The organism is Qipengyuania intermedia (assembly GCF_019711615.1).
Taxonomy (GTDB): domain Bacteria; phylum Pseudomonadota; class Alphaproteobacteria; order Sphingomonadales; family Sphingomonadaceae; genus Qipengyuania; species Qipengyuania intermedia.
This window is the reverse complement of record NZ_JAIGNS010000001.1, coordinates 125361-140447: the sequence shown is the minus strand read 5'-3', so window position 1 is coordinate 140447 and position 15087 is coordinate 125361. Positions and strand designations below refer to the sequence as shown.

At 62.2% G+C, this 15087-nt stretch carries 14 protein-coding genes; 7 read left to right on the top strand and 7 right to left on the bottom strand.

Going from position 1 to position 15087, the window contains the following annotated elements:
* The first annotated feature begins 65 nt into the window (after positions 1 to 65).
* From K3179_RS00595 to K3179_RS00585, 3 genes are read left to right on the top strand one after another with little or no spacing between them, the layout of a single operon-like run.
* Positions 66 to 605, top strand: coding sequence for a TetR/AcrR family transcriptional regulator (locus tag K3179_RS00595; protein WP_247712752.1), 540 nt, complete (start codon positions 66 to 68; stop codon positions 603 to 605).
* A gap of 40 nt (positions 606 to 645) precedes the next feature.
* Positions 646 to 1851: a trans-sulfuration enzyme family protein gene (locus tag K3179_RS00590; RefSeq protein ID WP_221562011.1), complete on the top strand. Its 1206-nt coding sequence runs from the start codon at positions 646 to 648 to the stop codon at positions 1849 to 1851.
* Complete coding sequence (locus K3179_RS00585) at positions 1848 to 2459, top strand: 2-hydroxychromene-2-carboxylate isomerase (RefSeq protein WP_221562010.1); 612 nt, start codon at positions 1848 to 1850, stop codon at positions 2457 to 2459. The genes K3179_RS00590 and K3179_RS00585 overlap by 4 nt, the downstream gene beginning before the upstream one ends.
* 4 nt (positions 2460 to 2463) lie before the next feature.
* Here the strand turns inward: K3179_RS00585 and K3179_RS00580 are convergent, their stop codons facing one another.
* Genes K3179_RS00580 through K3179_RS00570 form a run of 3 tightly spaced genes read right to left on the bottom strand, consistent with a single transcriptional unit; the run spans position 2464 to position 4610 of the window.
* On the bottom strand, positions 2464 to 2865 hold the full coding sequence (locus K3179_RS00580) for a TadE/TadG family type IV pilus assembly protein (protein ID WP_221562009.1): 402 nt from the start codon (positions 2863 to 2865) through the stop codon (positions 2464 to 2466).
* Positions 2862 to 3341: a TadE/TadG family type IV pilus assembly protein gene (locus K3179_RS00575; RefSeq protein ID WP_221562008.1), complete on the bottom strand. Its 480-nt coding sequence runs from the start codon at positions 3339 to 3341 to the stop codon at positions 2862 to 2864. The genes K3179_RS00580 and K3179_RS00575 overlap by 4 nt, the downstream gene beginning before the upstream one ends.
* 3 nt (positions 3342 to 3344) lie before the next feature.
* Positions 3345 to 4610, bottom strand: a complete 1266-nt coding sequence (locus tag K3179_RS00570; RefSeq protein WP_221562007.1) for a TadE/TadG family type IV pilus assembly protein — start codon at positions 4608 to 4610, stop codon at positions 3345 to 3347.
* A 239-nt stretch (positions 4611 to 4849) separates the two neighbouring features.
* Here K3179_RS00570 and apaG point away from each other — a divergent pair, with 239 nt between their 5' ends.
* Positions 4850 to 5248, top strand: a complete 399-nt coding sequence (gene apaG, locus K3179_RS00565; RefSeq protein WP_090482842.1) for a Co2+/Mg2+ efflux protein ApaG — start codon at positions 4850 to 4852, stop codon at positions 5246 to 5248.
* 3 nt (positions 5249 to 5251) lie between these two features.
* On the opposite strand, the gene K3179_RS00560 is transcribed toward apaG, so the two are convergent.
* The 4 genes from K3179_RS00560 to argJ form a co-directional block, all read right to left on the bottom strand.
* The gene (locus K3179_RS00560) at positions 5252 to 6790 is read right to left on the bottom strand and encodes a Ppx/GppA family phosphatase (protein ID WP_221562006.1); all 1539 of its coding nucleotides are present in this window, start codon (positions 6788 to 6790) and stop codon (positions 5252 to 5254) included.
* Positions 6787 to 8973, bottom strand: coding sequence for an RNA degradosome polyphosphate kinase (locus tag K3179_RS00555; protein WP_221562005.1), 2187 nt, complete (start codon positions 8971 to 8973; stop codon positions 6787 to 6789). The genes K3179_RS00560 and K3179_RS00555 overlap by 4 nt, the downstream gene beginning before the upstream one ends.
* Positions 8974 to 9073: 100 nt before the next feature.
* The gene (locus K3179_RS00550; RefSeq protein WP_425594726.1) at positions 9074 to 9871 is read right to left on the bottom strand and encodes an inositol monophosphatase family protein; all 798 of its coding nucleotides are present in this window, start codon (positions 9869 to 9871) and stop codon (positions 9074 to 9076) included.
* Positions 9868 to 11094 (bottom strand): bifunctional glutamate N-acetyltransferase/amino-acid acetyltransferase ArgJ, encoded by a 1227-nt coding sequence (argJ, locus tag K3179_RS00545; RefSeq protein ID WP_221562004.1) that lies wholly within the window; start codon positions 11092 to 11094, stop codon positions 9868 to 9870. The genes K3179_RS00550 and argJ overlap by 4 nt, the downstream gene beginning before the upstream one ends.
* A 114-nt stretch (positions 11095 to 11208) precedes the next feature.
* Between argJ and K3179_RS00540 the strand changes: the two genes are divergently transcribed.
* From K3179_RS00540 to secA, 3 genes are all read left to right on the top strand, one after another.
* Positions 11209 to 11829 carry an energy transducer TonB gene (locus K3179_RS00540; RefSeq protein WP_221562003.1) on the top strand — a complete coding sequence of 207 codons (621 nt, stop codon included), beginning with the start codon at positions 11209 to 11211 and terminating at the stop codon, positions 11827 to 11829.
* A 104-nt stretch (positions 11830 to 11933) separates the two neighbouring features.
* Positions 11934 to 12203 (top strand): hypothetical protein, encoded by a 270-nt coding sequence (locus K3179_RS00535; protein ID WP_100260971.1) that lies wholly within the window; start codon positions 11934 to 11936, stop codon positions 12201 to 12203.
* Between the two features lie 109 nt (positions 12204 to 12312).
* A complete protein-coding gene (gene secA / locus K3179_RS00530) occupies positions 12313 to 15075 on the top strand; it encodes a preprotein translocase subunit SecA (RefSeq protein ID WP_221562002.1) in 2763 nt (920 codons plus the stop codon).
* Positions 15076 to 15087 lie beyond the last annotated feature (12 nt).

The following is a 15087-nucleotide window of genomic DNA, read 5'->3' as shown; positions in this document are numbered from 1 at the left end:
TCTCCGAGTCGTTTGTAGCAGGCGCTACACTTGTAGCTGTGTGTAGCACCCGCTACAAGCCGCGCATGAACGCCGTCAGGATGTCCCGGGAAACCTTGCTCCCTGCGCTTGCCGCCCATGTCCTCCGGCACGGGCTCGGCGGCCTTTCTCTTCGTCCGCTTGCCAAATCTGCGAACACGAGCGACCGGATGCTGCTCTATCATTTCGGCAGCAAGGAACAGCTGATCACGGCCTTGCTGGATCACCTCGCGATGCAGTTCACACTCGCGCTCGATAGCCATTTTCCCGCCGAACGATCGCCCTCGCGCCGCGCCTGCGCCGAGGCGGTATTCGAGATTACGGGCCAAGCCGGGTTTGAACCCTTCCTGCGGGTGTGGTGGGACATCGTGGCGGGATGCGCTGGTGGCAATTCCGCCTATCTCGATGCAGCGGGCCGGATCATGGACCAGTTGATGGAGTGGGTCATCGATCATCTGCCAGAAGGTGATCCCGATCCGCTTAAAGGGGCGCGCGCAGTCCTCACGGTGATCGAGGGCGCACAGATGCTCAGGGCCATCGGCCGCGACGAGATCGCCAAAGCGGGGCTTTTCGCTCTCGAAGGCTGACCCGCTTGCGGCAGGCCATGCGCGTGCTATCCCGCGAGCGATGAAGAAAACCACCGGAACCGACCGCTCGATCACCTCCACCTGGCGCCCTGCCACCCAGGCCGTGCGTGGCGGCACCTGGCGCAGCGAACATGGCGAGACGAGCGAAGCCCTGTTCCTGACCTCGGGCTATACCTACGATAACGCGCAGACCGTGGCCGATCGTTTCGCGGGCGAGGCGGACGGGATGACCTATTCCCGCCTGCAGAACCCGACGGTCGCCATGCTCGAAGAACGCATCGCGCTCATGGAAGGCGCCGAAGCCTGCCGCGCGCAGGCGAGCGGGATGGCAGCAATGACGACTGCGCTGTTGTGCCAGGTCTCGGCTGGCGACCACGTTGTCGGTGCGCGTGCAGCTTTCGGCTCGTGCCGCTGGCTGCTCGATCATCTCCTCCCGCGGTTCGGCATCGAGACCACCGTCGTCGACAGCGCTGATGACGATGCATGGGAAGCGGCCATCCGGCCGAACACCAAGGTATTCTTTTTCGAGACGCCCGCAAACCCCACGCTCGATGTGGTCGATCTCGCCCATGTCTGCGAAGTCGCGCGTGCGCACGGGATCACGACTGTCGTCGACAACGCCTTTGCCACCAGCGCACTCCAGCGGCCCATGGATTTCGGGGCGGACGTTGTGGCCTATAGCGCGACAAAGCTGATGGACGGCCAGGGCAGGGTGCTCGCCGGGGCGGTCTGCGGATCGCAGGAATGGATCGACGAAGTCCTGCTGCCGTTCCAGCGCAACACCGGCCCCAATTGCGCTCCATTCAACGCCTGGGTCGTGCTCAAGGGGCTCGAAACACTAGGTCTCAGGGCACATCGCCAAAGCGAAAACGCCGTGGAGCTTGGCAAGGCCATAGAAGCGCGGGTGCCGAAGATGCTGCATCCCGGCCTCCCAAGCCACCCGCGCCACGAGCTGGCAATGAGGCAGATGAGCGCAACCGGCCCGATTTTTGCCTTTGACGTCGGTGACCGCCAGACTGCTTTCGCCGTCCTCGACGCGCTCCGGCTGGTCGACATCTCCAACAATATCGGCGATGCGCGCAGCCTGATGTGTCACCCGGCCAGCACCACCCATGCCGGCATGTCGCAGGAGGCTCGCGACGAGATGGGCGTCACCGAGGGACTGCTGCGGATCAATGTCGGACTTGAGGACGTCGAGGATATCAAGGAAGACCTCGACCAGGCTTTGAAGGCTGCCGGGCTATGAGCAAGACTGTCGAATTCATCCTCGATCTTGGGGCACCCAACGGTTACCTCGCCTGGTATCCGCTCAAGGAAATCATCGCGCGAACCGGGGCGAGCCTGAAGGTCACGCCGGTCTTTCTTGGCGGGATGCACAAGCTGACGGGCAATTCCCCGCCGATGATGCGCGATGCCAATGTGAAGGGCAAAGTCCCTTACGCCGCGCTCGAATTTCAGCGGTTCATCGACCGGCACAAGCTATCGGCTTTCCGGATGCACCCGGACTTGCCGTTCAACACCGTCCTGCTCCAGCGGATACTCGTGGCGTCGAGCGACCAGGACGAGATGCAGCGGCTGGTCGACCTGTTCCAGCCCGCCGTGTGGGAAAGGAACATCGATTGCAGCGAAGTCGATGCGGTTGGCGGCGTGCTGGAAGAGGGCGGCTTCGATGCCTCACGCTTTCTCCAGGCAGCACAGGATCCGGTCGTAAAACAGAAGCTGGCGGACAACACCCAGTCCGCCGTGGACCGCGGCGCTTTCGGCATCCCGACCTTCTTCATCGGCGATGAAATGTGGTTCGGGAAGGAGCGCCTTGAGCAGATCGAGACCTATCTGAAGGGCGGCAAGCCCTGACCGCTCAGGTCGGAAGGTAGATCGACTTCGTCTGCGTCAACGTGATCGGCGGCAGAGGCGCGAAGGGAATGATCGGCTGGATGACGATCGACATGGTCATCGTGCCGGTCTCCGTATTGTTCGCAGTGCCGCGATTGAACGTGAGGGTCTGAACGGCATTCGGAGCCACTCCGACAAGCGACTGCCTCGTTACCGAGATTACGTCCGCATCGCTCGCGGTGCGCTCGACCTTGGCATAGCGCAGGCCTTCGCCCATCGCGTTGCGCATCGAGCCGTTGGCATTGAACACCAGGCCGAAGTTCAGGATGCCGATCATCAGCGCGATCAGCACCGGCAGGGCGATGGCGAATTCGACCCCGAAGGAGCCTGCATCATCGCGGCGAAGGTTCTTGGCGAGGGTTTTCATTGCAGCCTCACGATGCTGTCACCGGTGACGGTCGTACCTTCGTAGGCGGCGACTTCTCCGGTAAACATTCCGGCAAGACCGCGCCAGTTGAACCCGGTGGCAACCGGCTCAACGATCGAAACGCTGACGAAGCGCTTGGGCACTTCGCCGGCCGCACACGTGTCGTTGAAGCTGCTCATCACGGTGCCGTTGCACTCGAGGATGTAAGTGACCGTCACATCGCTGGCGGGCCTACCGCTGGCGGCCATCGCTTCGGCCACCAGGTAACTGGTGTCGGTGCTGGTCGGGCGCTTGGCGAGGGCGAGGTCCGTGGTGCGCTGCGCCGCCTGTTCAAGATCGATGCGCGAGGCCACGATGATCGACAGGTCGGTCATACCTAGGAACATGAGCGCGAGGAGCGGTGCGGTCAGGGCCAGCTCGACAAAGCCGACGCCCGAAATGTCGTAGCGTAACTTGCGGAAGAAATGGAACAGCATGGCTTACTCCACTACCCGGATGGTGAATGCGGCGGTGTTCATGGCGGTGAGATCGGGATCGCAATTGTTGTCGATATTGTTTGCACCGCCGAAGCTTACCCGGTTGGTTACGATCAGCAGACATTGGGCGGTTTGCGCCGAATCGCCGTTGTAGGTCAGGTCGCTGGTGGGGAAATAGATCGCGCCGTGCAGGTTGATGTTCGACCCGCCGTTAATCGTATTGTTGAGGTCGGACGAGATGCGATCCTGGTAAAAAAGGATGCCGCCCCACAGGGGATCCTCGGCCATTGTTTGCGCCTTGAGGTCGATGTCGGCGCCGCCGTTGATGGACAGCGTTGCGACTGTATTGGGGCTACTTCCGGTGAGGACTATGGTTACACCGCCAGTCGTGCCCGGGGCCATCCGCAATACTGCGCCTGAGTTTACCGTAAGGGTGCCGCCGTGGATTACGTATACACCGGGATTGAAATAGGCCGTCCCGGCAATGCGCAGCCCGTTGTTGTAGCGGCACGGGTTGAGCGTAAGCGTGTCGCTCGGACGGACGCGGAAGTTGTTCTGCGGACAGTCGTTGTGCCAGGTCAGGTTACGGTCGGCGAGCGGATCCTCGACCGGCAGGCCGTAGGAGACCAGCGCGGCGTCCGAAGGGACATTGCCGCTGCCGTAATCGATGCCCCCGACGCTCAGGACCAGGTTGGTGTCGAGATAGCTCGAACCGCCCAGATCGACCGAAACGCCGCCCGGCGAATTGGAAGAAACCGGGCAGCCAAGGTTTACCAGCGCGCTACCGAAAACTTCGATCCCGGTGCCGTCGGTTGCAAGGGCGCGCACGCAAGGGTTACCCGTGGCCACCGCCGTCGCGACAGCGCGCGTTCGGATGGTCGGAGGCGTGTCGAGGAAGATCGACGAAAACGCGAGGACCTGGCTCGTCGTGGCGACCACCTCGATGGCTCCGGCGTCACCGCTCCATGCGCCAGAGGTGGGCGGAGTGGAGACAAGCTCGATGGTATGCGAGGTGTTGGCCGTACGTCCGACTTCGCTATTGACCGCAGCATTGTGATCGCGGCCGAACGACATGGCGAGTGCGCCTGCGACTGCGCCCGTGTCGACCGCCTGCTGCATCTGGCGCTTCCAGAGATACCACTGGACAGTGTCGACGCTGATCCCGGCCGCACCGATGAGGGCCGTGGTTCCGGCTCCTGCCATGAGCAGGATATTGCCCGAGACGTCTTTTCTCAGGCGCTTCAGAAATGTCCCGATACGGTTACGCATCCCTGTTTCCCCGGTCGTCGAATTCGTCACGGTCCGGGATAGAGCGGGCCTTGCTAAGAGTTTGTCGCGAACCGCGGTAAACCGATGTTAACCATAGGCTCTTCGGGCAAGGAGCAGGCAGCAGCTCGGAATAATTTTGGAGTGCAGGGCGTGCTCGGAGCAAAAAACGGCGGATAAATGCCGTTTCGAGGCTCTTGGAACCTTGTCCAGCGCTCGACAATTCCTAACTTGTGACTGTGATCAAGGAGCTATTTCAACACGCCGCAACGACCGACGGGATCACCGTCCGGGTCGCCGTGAATTTCCTCCCGGAACAGTCCCAGCCAGATGCGGACAAGTGGTTCTGGGTCTATCACATCCGGATCGAGAACGGCTCGCACGAAACCGTCCAGCTCAAGACCCGCCACTGGCGCATCACCGATGCGCGCGGAATGGTCGCGCATGTCGATGGCGAAGGCGTGGTCGGCGAACAGCCTTCGCTCGCTCCCGGCGCAAGCCACGATTACGTATCCGGTTGCCCGCTCGAAACGGCTTTCGGATCGATGGAAGGGTTCTACACTTTCCACCGCGAAGACGGCTCGCCCTTCGAGGTTCGCATTCCCTTCTTCCCGCTCGCCGCACCTGCGACGGCGGATTAGGGCCTACTCTTCTTCATCCTCTTCTTCGAGGTCGTCCTCGAAGTGAAATTCACCGGTCTTGATCTTGGGCTTGCGGTCCAGCCATTCGGCCAGGATCTCGAAGTCCTTGGTCAGCGGCCACGTGGCCAGCGCTGCGCGGCTGTTGTCGAGGTAGAGCACGAGAGATTTCTTCTTCAAGCGTAGGCGGCTCGAGGCGAGCGCGGTGCGCGCACCGGCTCCCAATCTGCGGGCCAGCCTGAAGCCGAGGCCCCAGGTCACGCCTTCGCGCAGATCGTCGTCGCTTGCCAGCACCCGCAGCTTTTCCGGTAGCGCGGTCTTGCCGAGGCTGCCGAAGAGCGCGGCACACATCATGGCGCGGTCGCGCGCGTCGCAATCGATCCAGCGCTTGTCCAGCGCCCACTCGGTGGCGTGGTTGACGCGCATGTTCGGCTCGACACGCTGCAGTGCGAGCGCAAGTTGCGCAGCGGCAAGCCGGATGCGTTCATTGCGCTTTCCTTCGCCGTTGGCGAGATCGACGGTCCAGCCCACGATGCGGGTTGCATCGACGATCGGGGCGTCGCGCGGCTCGGCAAAAGCGTGGACGCCCGCCAGCAAGGGATCGAGCGAGCGGGTGATGTCGGACAGCTGGCTGAAGAGCAGGCCTTCGCGGATACCCCAGCTGGAAAAGACCAGCTGCTCCGGCTTCAGTTCATCGAGCAGAGGACGTAGAAGCGCAGCCGCATCTGGCAGATAGTTGGCGCGCATCTCCGAAATTCCGGAGATTTGAACCAGTTCTTCTGGATCGGCGCCGACGAGATCGTCCGCCAGTTTCTGGGCGTCCTCGACCGAAAGGCAAAAGCCGTGCGGATCGGTCAGTGGATAGTCGCTGTCGCGCATGGCGTAGTGCGCAAGCGCGCGCCAGGTACCGCCGATCATGTACAGCGGCCCGCCGTGGTTCGACGCCCAGCCGACACCCGACAGCGCGTCATGTACGCTCGCGCCGAAATCGTCCGCTGCCGCGCGTTGCGCAGGCAGGCGCAGGGTGCCGAAAGGAAGGCTGACCGCGTCCTTGCATTCGCCTTCGCCGATGGACACCAGTTCGAGACTGCCGCCGCCCAGGTCTGCGACCATGCCGTGTGTCCCGGGGAAGGCGCCGATCGCGCCGAAGGCCGATGCGCAGGCCTCTTCTTCACCTGAAAGCAGGCGCGGCGACAGGCCGAGCGCTTCGACGCGCGACAGGAACTCCGCACCGTTGTCGGCATCGCGGGCAGCGGCGGTAGCCACGGTCTGGACGTTGTCGATACCGCGGTCCTGGATGATCAACGCGTAGCGTTCGAGCGCGGCGAGCGCCTCGTCCATTGCCTCGTCCGGTATGCGCCCCGTTTCGGACAGGTCGCGTCCCAGCCGCGCGGCGACCTTCTCGTTCCACACGGTTTCGGGCGCGCGTGCGGTGCCTTCATAGAGAACCAGGCGCACCGTGTTGGATCCGATATCGATGACGGCGCGCGGCGGGTGGATAAGGCGCCGCTGCCATTTCGCGCTGCGCGACTTCACAGACGTCATTTGCGCGCTCCGCTCAGCGTCAGGCGCGGCACTTCATGGCTTTGCAGTGCCGATCCTCGACCCGATAGCGAGGGGTTCGACATGAAGTATTCGTGGCAGTTGAACCCGTCCTCGCCCTTGCGCATCCGCTGGTACTGGCCGCTGGAATCGAGGCTCCAGCTCTGTTCGGTATCGAGGATGTTGGCGAGCATGACCTGGCCGAGAAGCTGGTCGTGCACGGTCTTGTTGGTGACCGGCACGAGCACCTCCACCCGCCGATCGAGATTGCGGCTCATGGCGTCGGCACTGGTGAGGTAGACCTTTGCCTGTCGGCTTGGGAGCTCCTTGCCGTTGGCGAAGGCCCACAGGCGCCCGTGTTCGAGGAACCGCCCGATAATCGATTTCACGCTGATATTCTCGCTCATGCCCGGAATGCCCGGACGCAGCGAGCAGATACCGCGCACGACCATGCGGATTTCCACGCCGGCCTGGCTCGCCTCGTAGAGCTTGTCGATCAACTCGCGATTGGTGATCGAATTCATCTTCACCCAGATGCCCGACGGCTTGCCCGCTTTGGCATTGGCAATTTCCACGTCGATCAGATCGTAGAGCTTCTGGCGCATGCCGATGGGCGACACGGCGATTTTTTCGAGGGCGTCCGGCTCGATATAGCCGGTGATGAAGTTGAACATCTTGGCGGCATCGCGGCCAAGGGCGGCATCGGCGGTAAAATAGCTGAGGTCGGTATAGATGCGCGCATTGACCGGGTGATAGTTTCCGGTCCCGAAGTGGCAGTAGGTGCGGTATCCGTCCTCTTCGCGGCGGACGACGAGGCTGACCTTGGCGTGGGTCTTCCATTCGGTGAAACCGTAGATGACCTGGACGCCTGCCCGTTCAAGCTCGTTGGCCCAGCGCAGGTTCCGCTCCTCGTCGAAACGCGCCTTCAGCTCGACCACTGCTGTCACGGCCTTCCCGTTCTGCGCGGCCTCGACAAGGGCGGCGATCACGGGCGACTGGTCGCCGGCGCGGTAGAGGGTCTGCTTGATCGAGACCACGCTTGGATCGACCGCAGCCTGGTGCAGGAAATCGACCACCACTTCGAAACTTTCATAAGGGTGGTGGATTACGATGTCCTTTTCCCGGATCGCGGAAAAGCAATCGCCGTCATGGGCCAGCACGCGTTCGGGATAGCGCGGGGAAAAGGGTGTGAACTTGAGGTCGGGGCGTGGCTCGTTGCAGATCGACGACAGGTCGTGAAGCCCCAGCATGCCTCCGGTTTTGACGATCATGGCGGCATCGACATCAAAGTGCTCACGCAAGAGCGCTTCGGCCGAGGCATCGCATTCGTCGTCGAGTTCCAGCATGACCGCGCGGCCACGGCGTCGCCGCTGGATGGCGGTGCGGAAATAACGCACGAGGTCCTCTGCCTCGTCCTCGACCTCGATATCGCTGTCGCGCAGCACCCGGAACACGCCGTCCCCCAGGATCTTGAAACCGGGAAAGAGCTGGTCGGCGAACTGCGTCACCAGCTGCTCGATCGCTACATAGATCGCCAATTCGCCCGGCACGCGGACGAAGCGCGGCACGCCCGAGGGGATGAGCACCATTTCGACCAGTTCGCCCTTGCGCTTGCCGCGCTTGAGGCGGAAGAGTACGCCCATGCCGCCGCTCGCAACGAAGGGGAAGGGGTGCGACGGGTCGATCGCCTGTGGAGTGATCAGCGGCAGGATGTCGGTCGTGAAATAGTCCTTGAGCCAGGATTGCGCCTTGCGATCCAGCTGCTCGACCGTAACGATAAGTATGCCTTCGCTGGCGAGCAGGTCGCGCAGGACCTCAAGGCTTTCCTGCTGGCGATCCTCCAGCGCAAGAACCTGTTCGCGGATAGCGTCGAGCTGCTGCCGGGGGCTGAGACCGTCGATACCTGTCGTTTCGATACCGCGCTGGACCTGTCCCTCGAGGCCCGCAATCCTGACGGTGGTGAACTCGTCCAGATTGCTGCCGGAAATGGAGAGGAAGCGGAGGCGTTCGAGAAGCGGGTAGCGTTCGTTCTCACTCTCCGCGAGCACGCGCCGGTTGAAGCTAAGCCAGGACAGTTCGCGGTTGGTGTAACGCTCCTCCGCCGCCTGCGGCTCGACCGGCGCATCTGCGCCTGCATCGTGCGCTTCGGCGTCGTCGCCGGAATTGGGAGCATTGCCTAGGGTCACGAACAATCCTTCGATGGCTGCCTTGCGAATGTAGATTGAAGGTGCGCTATTTGAAACCCGTCCTTGAAGTCATCGATTGTCGGGGATGGTCAGATCACCGTCACATTTCGGCATAGAGACGGGCCAGATCATCCCACAAGGCGGGGCTGGCCGCGCCGATCAGGCCCTTGCGGCCATGTTCGTCGACCCGGTAGGCCGATCCATCCGGGCGTGCCGCTTTTCCGCCCGCTTCTTCGAGCCAAAGCGTGCCCGCCGCATGGTCCCACGCCAGCGTCCGCTCGAAAATCGACACATCGTTCTCGCCCAATGCGAGGCGCGGATATTGCTCGGCCGCGCAGTAGGGAATGTCGACGAGCGCGTAATTCGGCGCGATATGGCGCTTGGTGGCTTCGCGCTGTGCGTCATCCATGTAGACGAGCGAAATCGCCGCGACAGGTGGTTTCCGGCCCGACGACCTGGCCGTCACCTTCTCGCCGTCGATGAACGCGCCTTCTCCGCGATGGGCGGCGCAGAAGCGGCCGCTGAGGCAGTCGTAAATCCACCCCGATTGGGTGAAGCCGCCGCTTGCCCGCGCGATCAACACACCGAAGGGCGCATGACCGGCTGCGAAATTGCGCGTTCCGTCCACCGGATCGACAATCCAGCAGTCGTCGCCGAGCCGGTCGAGCGTTGCAGGATCATCATGCGCCGCTTCCTCCCCGACGAAGGCAATGTTTGGATCGAGGCCGAAAAGCCCTTCGCGCAGCAGCTTTTCGGCGTCGCGATCGGCGATGGTCACGGGATCGTTGCCGCCCTTGTCCTCCACATCGCCGGAGGCAAGGTTGCGGAAGCGCGGCAGGATGGCGGCCTGCGTAACGCTTTCCATGAGCGCGCGTATCTGCCGATCCAGGGCCTTCAAGAACGGTAATCCGCGTTGATCGCGATATATCCATGCGTGAGATCGCAGGTCCAGACGGTAGCCTCCCCATCGCCAATGCCGAGGTCGACGTCGATCCGGATGTCGTCGCCTTGCAGGTGCCGCGCGACCGGCGCCTCGTCGTAATTCGCCAGCGGTTGACCGTCCCTGGCCGCCCAGACGCCGCCGAAACCGATCGACAAGCGGTCCCTGTCGGCAGGTTCACCCGCCTTGCCGACGGCCATGACAACGCGGCCCCAATTCGCATCTCCCCCTGCAATCGCGGTCTTCACCAAGGGCGAATTGGCTATGGATAGCGCGATCCGCCGGGCGCTTTCGTCGTTTTTTGCGCCCTTAACGGCGATCTCGATGAACTTCTGTGCGCCTTCGCCATCGCGCACGACGAGCTGGGCCAGTTCGCGACACACTGACAGCAAGGCGGCATAGAAAGCGTCCGCGCCGGCATCGTCCCAGGACGACAGTTCGCCATTTCCTGCCTTGCCGGTTGAAAAGGCAAGGATGGTGTCGCTGGTGGAAGTGTCTCCGTCGACAGTGATGCAGGAAAACGTTTCCGTATTCGCCTTCGACAGCAATTCCTGGAGGAAAGCCGGAGCGACTGCCGCGTCGGTGAAGATGTAGCCAAGCATCGTCGCCATGTCGGGCGCGATCATGCCGCTTCCCTTGATGATGCCGCACATTTCCACGCGCGTTTCCCCGAGCATGGCTGCTGCATGGGCGCCCTTGGTGAAGGTGTCCGTCGTACCGATGGCCTGCGCTGCCTCTTCCCACCCACAGGTCGGCGCATCGATGGCGGCAGCGATGCCTTCACGAGCTCTGTCCTTGGGCAGGGGCACTCCGATTACCCCGGTGGAGGAAACCAGCACTTCGCTCGGCTTGCAGTCGAGAGCCTCGGCGACCTGCGCCATGATCTGTTCGACAGCCTCGCGGCCGCGAATTCCGGTGAAGGCGTTGGAATTGCCCGCATTCACCACCAGCGCGCGTGCCTGGCCGAGTTTCACCTGCTCGCGCCCAAGTTCGACCTCGCTCGATGCGCAGGCGCTGCTGGTAAAGACCCCTGCGACGCTCGTGCCTGGGGCCAGCGTGGCAAGGGTGAGGTCGGCGCGGTCCCATTCCTTGTAGCGGGCGCGGGCCACGCGCAGCTCTGCACCGGCAATCGGCGGCATGTCGGGAAAGGGCCGGGCGAGCGGGGAAGGGGGTAGATCCATGACCCTGTGGCTTATTCGCATGGCCGGTTGCGTCAAGCCGTATCACGCGATACGCCGGAACGCGTATTCGCAAGCTCGGCACGTAGTTGTTCTGCCAATACCGGAGGGGTCGTAATGAAAAAGTTTCTCGTATTCTTGGTGTGCACAGTATCGGCACCGGTCGTGGCACAGGAAAGCGAGGTAGTTCCGCCCGTTCGGATTTTGCCTTCCGAGCCAGCGGAGAAAGCGCAGCCGACGGAAAATCCCGGCAATTGGGTGACGACTGCCGATTATCCGGGCTGGGCTGCGCGTACCGGTTCGCAGGGTAGGGTGGTTACGGAACTGGTCGTGGAAAAATCCGGCCGCGTCAGTGCCTGCCGCATCCTTGTCAGTAGCGACATTCCCGACCTGGATCGCACTGCCTGCGAAAAACTGAGGCAGCGCGCGCGTTTCAAACCTGCGCGCGACGAAAAAGGCATTCCGATTGCCTCTCGTTACGAACAATCGGTTCGTTTCGTGCTTCCGGGCGCATCAAGCCTACCCACCGAACGTCGCCTGATCCTGGAATATCTCGTCGACCGCGACGGCTCCGTGAAGGAATGCGAGGTCGAAGGCCTGCCGGAAGACGAGGCAGTCGACCCGTGCGATATCGCGCCGACTTTCGAACCGCCGCGTGCCGCAGATGGAACACTGGAACAGAGGCGGTACCGGCTCACGCATATTATCGAACGGTTGCCGCTGAGCGACGAAGATTGATGACAATTCAACTTGTATTCATTAAATACTGGCAAGCATTGAGTTAGGGAAAACGGGGAGTCGGGGTGGACGCCATGCATATTACGCATTATCTAGGTCGAACGATGACCAGACGTCTTCTCGCCTTTCTCGCGCTTCTCACCGGCCTTGCGGCCATGGGCGCGCCCGTACAGGCGGCTTTCGATGGCACCACACGCATCGGCGTCGAACAGCGCGCCGACCAGGACGATGCGAAGGACGCACAGTCCCCGTGCTCGGAAAAGCAGCGCAAGCAGAAATCCCGGACCGACAAGCTGGCTCCCTGCAAGGAACAGCAACCGGTCACGATCTATATCCCCACGGTGATGTTCGGCGCTGACCGCGCTTACGAATAAACCCCGACAATAAGATCCGGTTTCATGCCCGGCACCCGATCTGGTGCGCGGGCATTTTCTCTTAATTCGCCAGCATTCCAGCTCGCTCATTCGAGGCCTGCGCCCCATCATGTTCAAACTTCTCGCCAAATCCCTCTTCGGTTCATCCAACGAACGCTACGTCAAGTCGATCGGAAAGATCGTCAATGAAATCAACGCTCTGGAGCCGCAACTTCAGGAGCTTTCGGATGACGAGCTGCGCGCCCAGACGGACAAGTTCCGCGCCCAGCTTGAAGACGGCAAGACGCTGGACGACATCCTGCCCGAAGCCTTCGCCACCGTGCGCGAAGCATCGGTTCGCGTCCTGGGAATGCGCCACTTCGATGTGCAGATGGTTGGCGGCATCGTCCTTCACCGCGGTGAAATCGCCGAAATGCGCACCGGTGAAGGTAAAACGCTGGTCGCCACGCTTGCCACTTATCTCAATGCGATCGAGGGCAAGGGCGTTCACGTCGTCACGGTCAACGATTACCTCGCCCGTCGCGACGCGGAATGGATGGGCCGCCTGCACCAGTTCCTCGGCCTGACGATCGGCGTCATCGTGCCGAATCTCAACGAGATGGAACGCCGCGACGCCTATGGCGCGGACATCACTTACGGTACGAACAACGAATTCGGGTTCGATTACCTGCGCGACAATATGAAGCACGAGCGCGGTCAGATGGTCCAGCGCCCCTTCAATTTCGCCGTGATCGACGAAGTCGACTCCATCCTGATCGACGAAGCGCGTACGCCGCTGATCATTTCGGGTCCGACCGAAGACAAGTCCGATCTCTACGTTTCGATCGACGCGATCGTGAAGGATCTAGATCCCGAATGGTACGACGCGGACGAGAAAACCAAGAACATCACCTGGACTGAAGAGGGCACCGACGCGATCGAGGAGAAGCTTAAGGAAGCCGGCCTCCTCGAAACCGACAACCTTTACGACGTCGAGAACACGCAGGTGGTCCATCACCTCGACCAGGCGCTCAAAGCGAACATCATGTTCAAGAAGGACACGGATTACATCGTGAAGGACGAGAAAGTCGTCATCATCGATGAATTCACCGGACGCATGATGGACGGACGCCGCTGGTCGAACGGCCTCCACCAGGCGGTGGAAGCCAAGGAAGGCGTCAAGATCGAGCCGGAGAACCAGACGCTCGCCTCGATCACCTTCCAGAACTACTTCCGCATGTATCCCAAGCTGTCGGGCATGACCGGTACGGCCGCCACCGAAGCGGCGGAATTCTGGGACATCTACAAGATGAACGTGGTCGAGATCCCGACCAACGTCCCCGTCCAGCGTATCGACGAGGACGACGAGTTCTACAAGAACACGCTCGACAAGTTCGCCGCGATTGCAAAGGCGATCCGCGAGAAGAACGAAATCGGCCAACCGGTCCTCGTCGGCACGGTCTCGATCGAGAAATCCGAGCTTCTGAGCCAGTTCCTCGAGAAAGAGGGCGTCGTCCACGAAGTCCTCAACGCCCGCCAGCACGAGCGCGAAGCGCATATCGTCGCGCAGGCCGGTCGTCCCGGTGCCGTGACCATCGCCACCAACATGGCCGGTCGCGGTACGGACATCCAGCTGGGTGGTAACGTCGAATTCCGCGTCGAGGAAGAACTCGCCGACATGCCGGAAGGCCCCGAGCGCGACGCTGCGATCGCCAGGATCAAGGAAGAAGTCGCCGCCGAACGCGAGAAAGTCCTCGCATCGGGTGGCCTGTTCGTCCTGGGTACCGAGCGCCACGAAAGCCGCCGCATCGACAACCAGCTGCGCGGCCGTGCCGGGCGCCAGGGCGACCCGGGCCTCAGCCGTTTCTACCTGTGCCTGGAAGACGATCTCCTGCGCATCTTCGGGCCGGACACGCTCTTCGCCCGGATGATGAATTCGAACCTCGAAGATGGCGAGGCGATCGGTTCGAAATGGCTGTCGAAGGCCATCGAGACCGCGCAGAAGAAGGTCGAGGCGCGCAACTACGAAATTCGCAAGCAGGTCGTCCAGTACGACGACGTCATGAACGACCAGCGCAAGGTCATCTACGAACAGCGCGCCGAGATCATGGACAGCGAGGCCGTGGACGATGTCGTGCTCGACATGCGTCACGATGCGATCAATGCCATCGTCACCGAAAACTGCCCTCCGGGATCCTATCCGGAGCAGTGGAACGTCGAAGGGCTGAAGACCCGTCTCGACGAGGCCTTCGGGATGAGCTTCCCGCTCGAAGACTGGCTGGAAGAAGACCAGATCGAGCCGGAAATCATCGAGGAGCGTATCCTTGCCGAGGCGGACGCCCGCATGGACGCCAAGATCGCCAATGCCGATCCGGGCCTGTGGCGCCGCATCGAGAAGAGCCTGCTGCTGCAGGAACTCGATCACCAGTGGAAGGAACACCTCTCCACGCTAGACGCTCTGCGCCAGGTCGTATGGCTGCGTGCCCATGCGCAGAAGCAGCCGATCAACGAATACAAGCAGGAAGCCTTCGCGCTGTTCCAGCGTATGCTCGACAATCTGCGCGAAGACGTGACCGCCAAGCTGCTGCGCATCGAATTGGCGGAGCCCGCTCCGTTGCCTGCGGTCGAACTGCCGGAACTGCCCGATTTCCTCACCGGCCATATCGACCCGCTCACCGGGGCCGACAATTCGGCCGATGGCGACGGTTCGGAAAGCCGCGCCGACCTGTTCGGTTCGCTTGCCGGAAGCCCGCGCGCAGCCGCTAGCCCGGGTGGCGCCTCCTCGCACGACAACCCGTTCGCGGACATGGAAATCAGCCGCAACGCGCCGTGCCCCTGCGGGTCCGGCAGCAAGTACAAGCACTGCCACGGTTCGGTCGGCGCGAAAGCCTGATTGCCCTGCCGC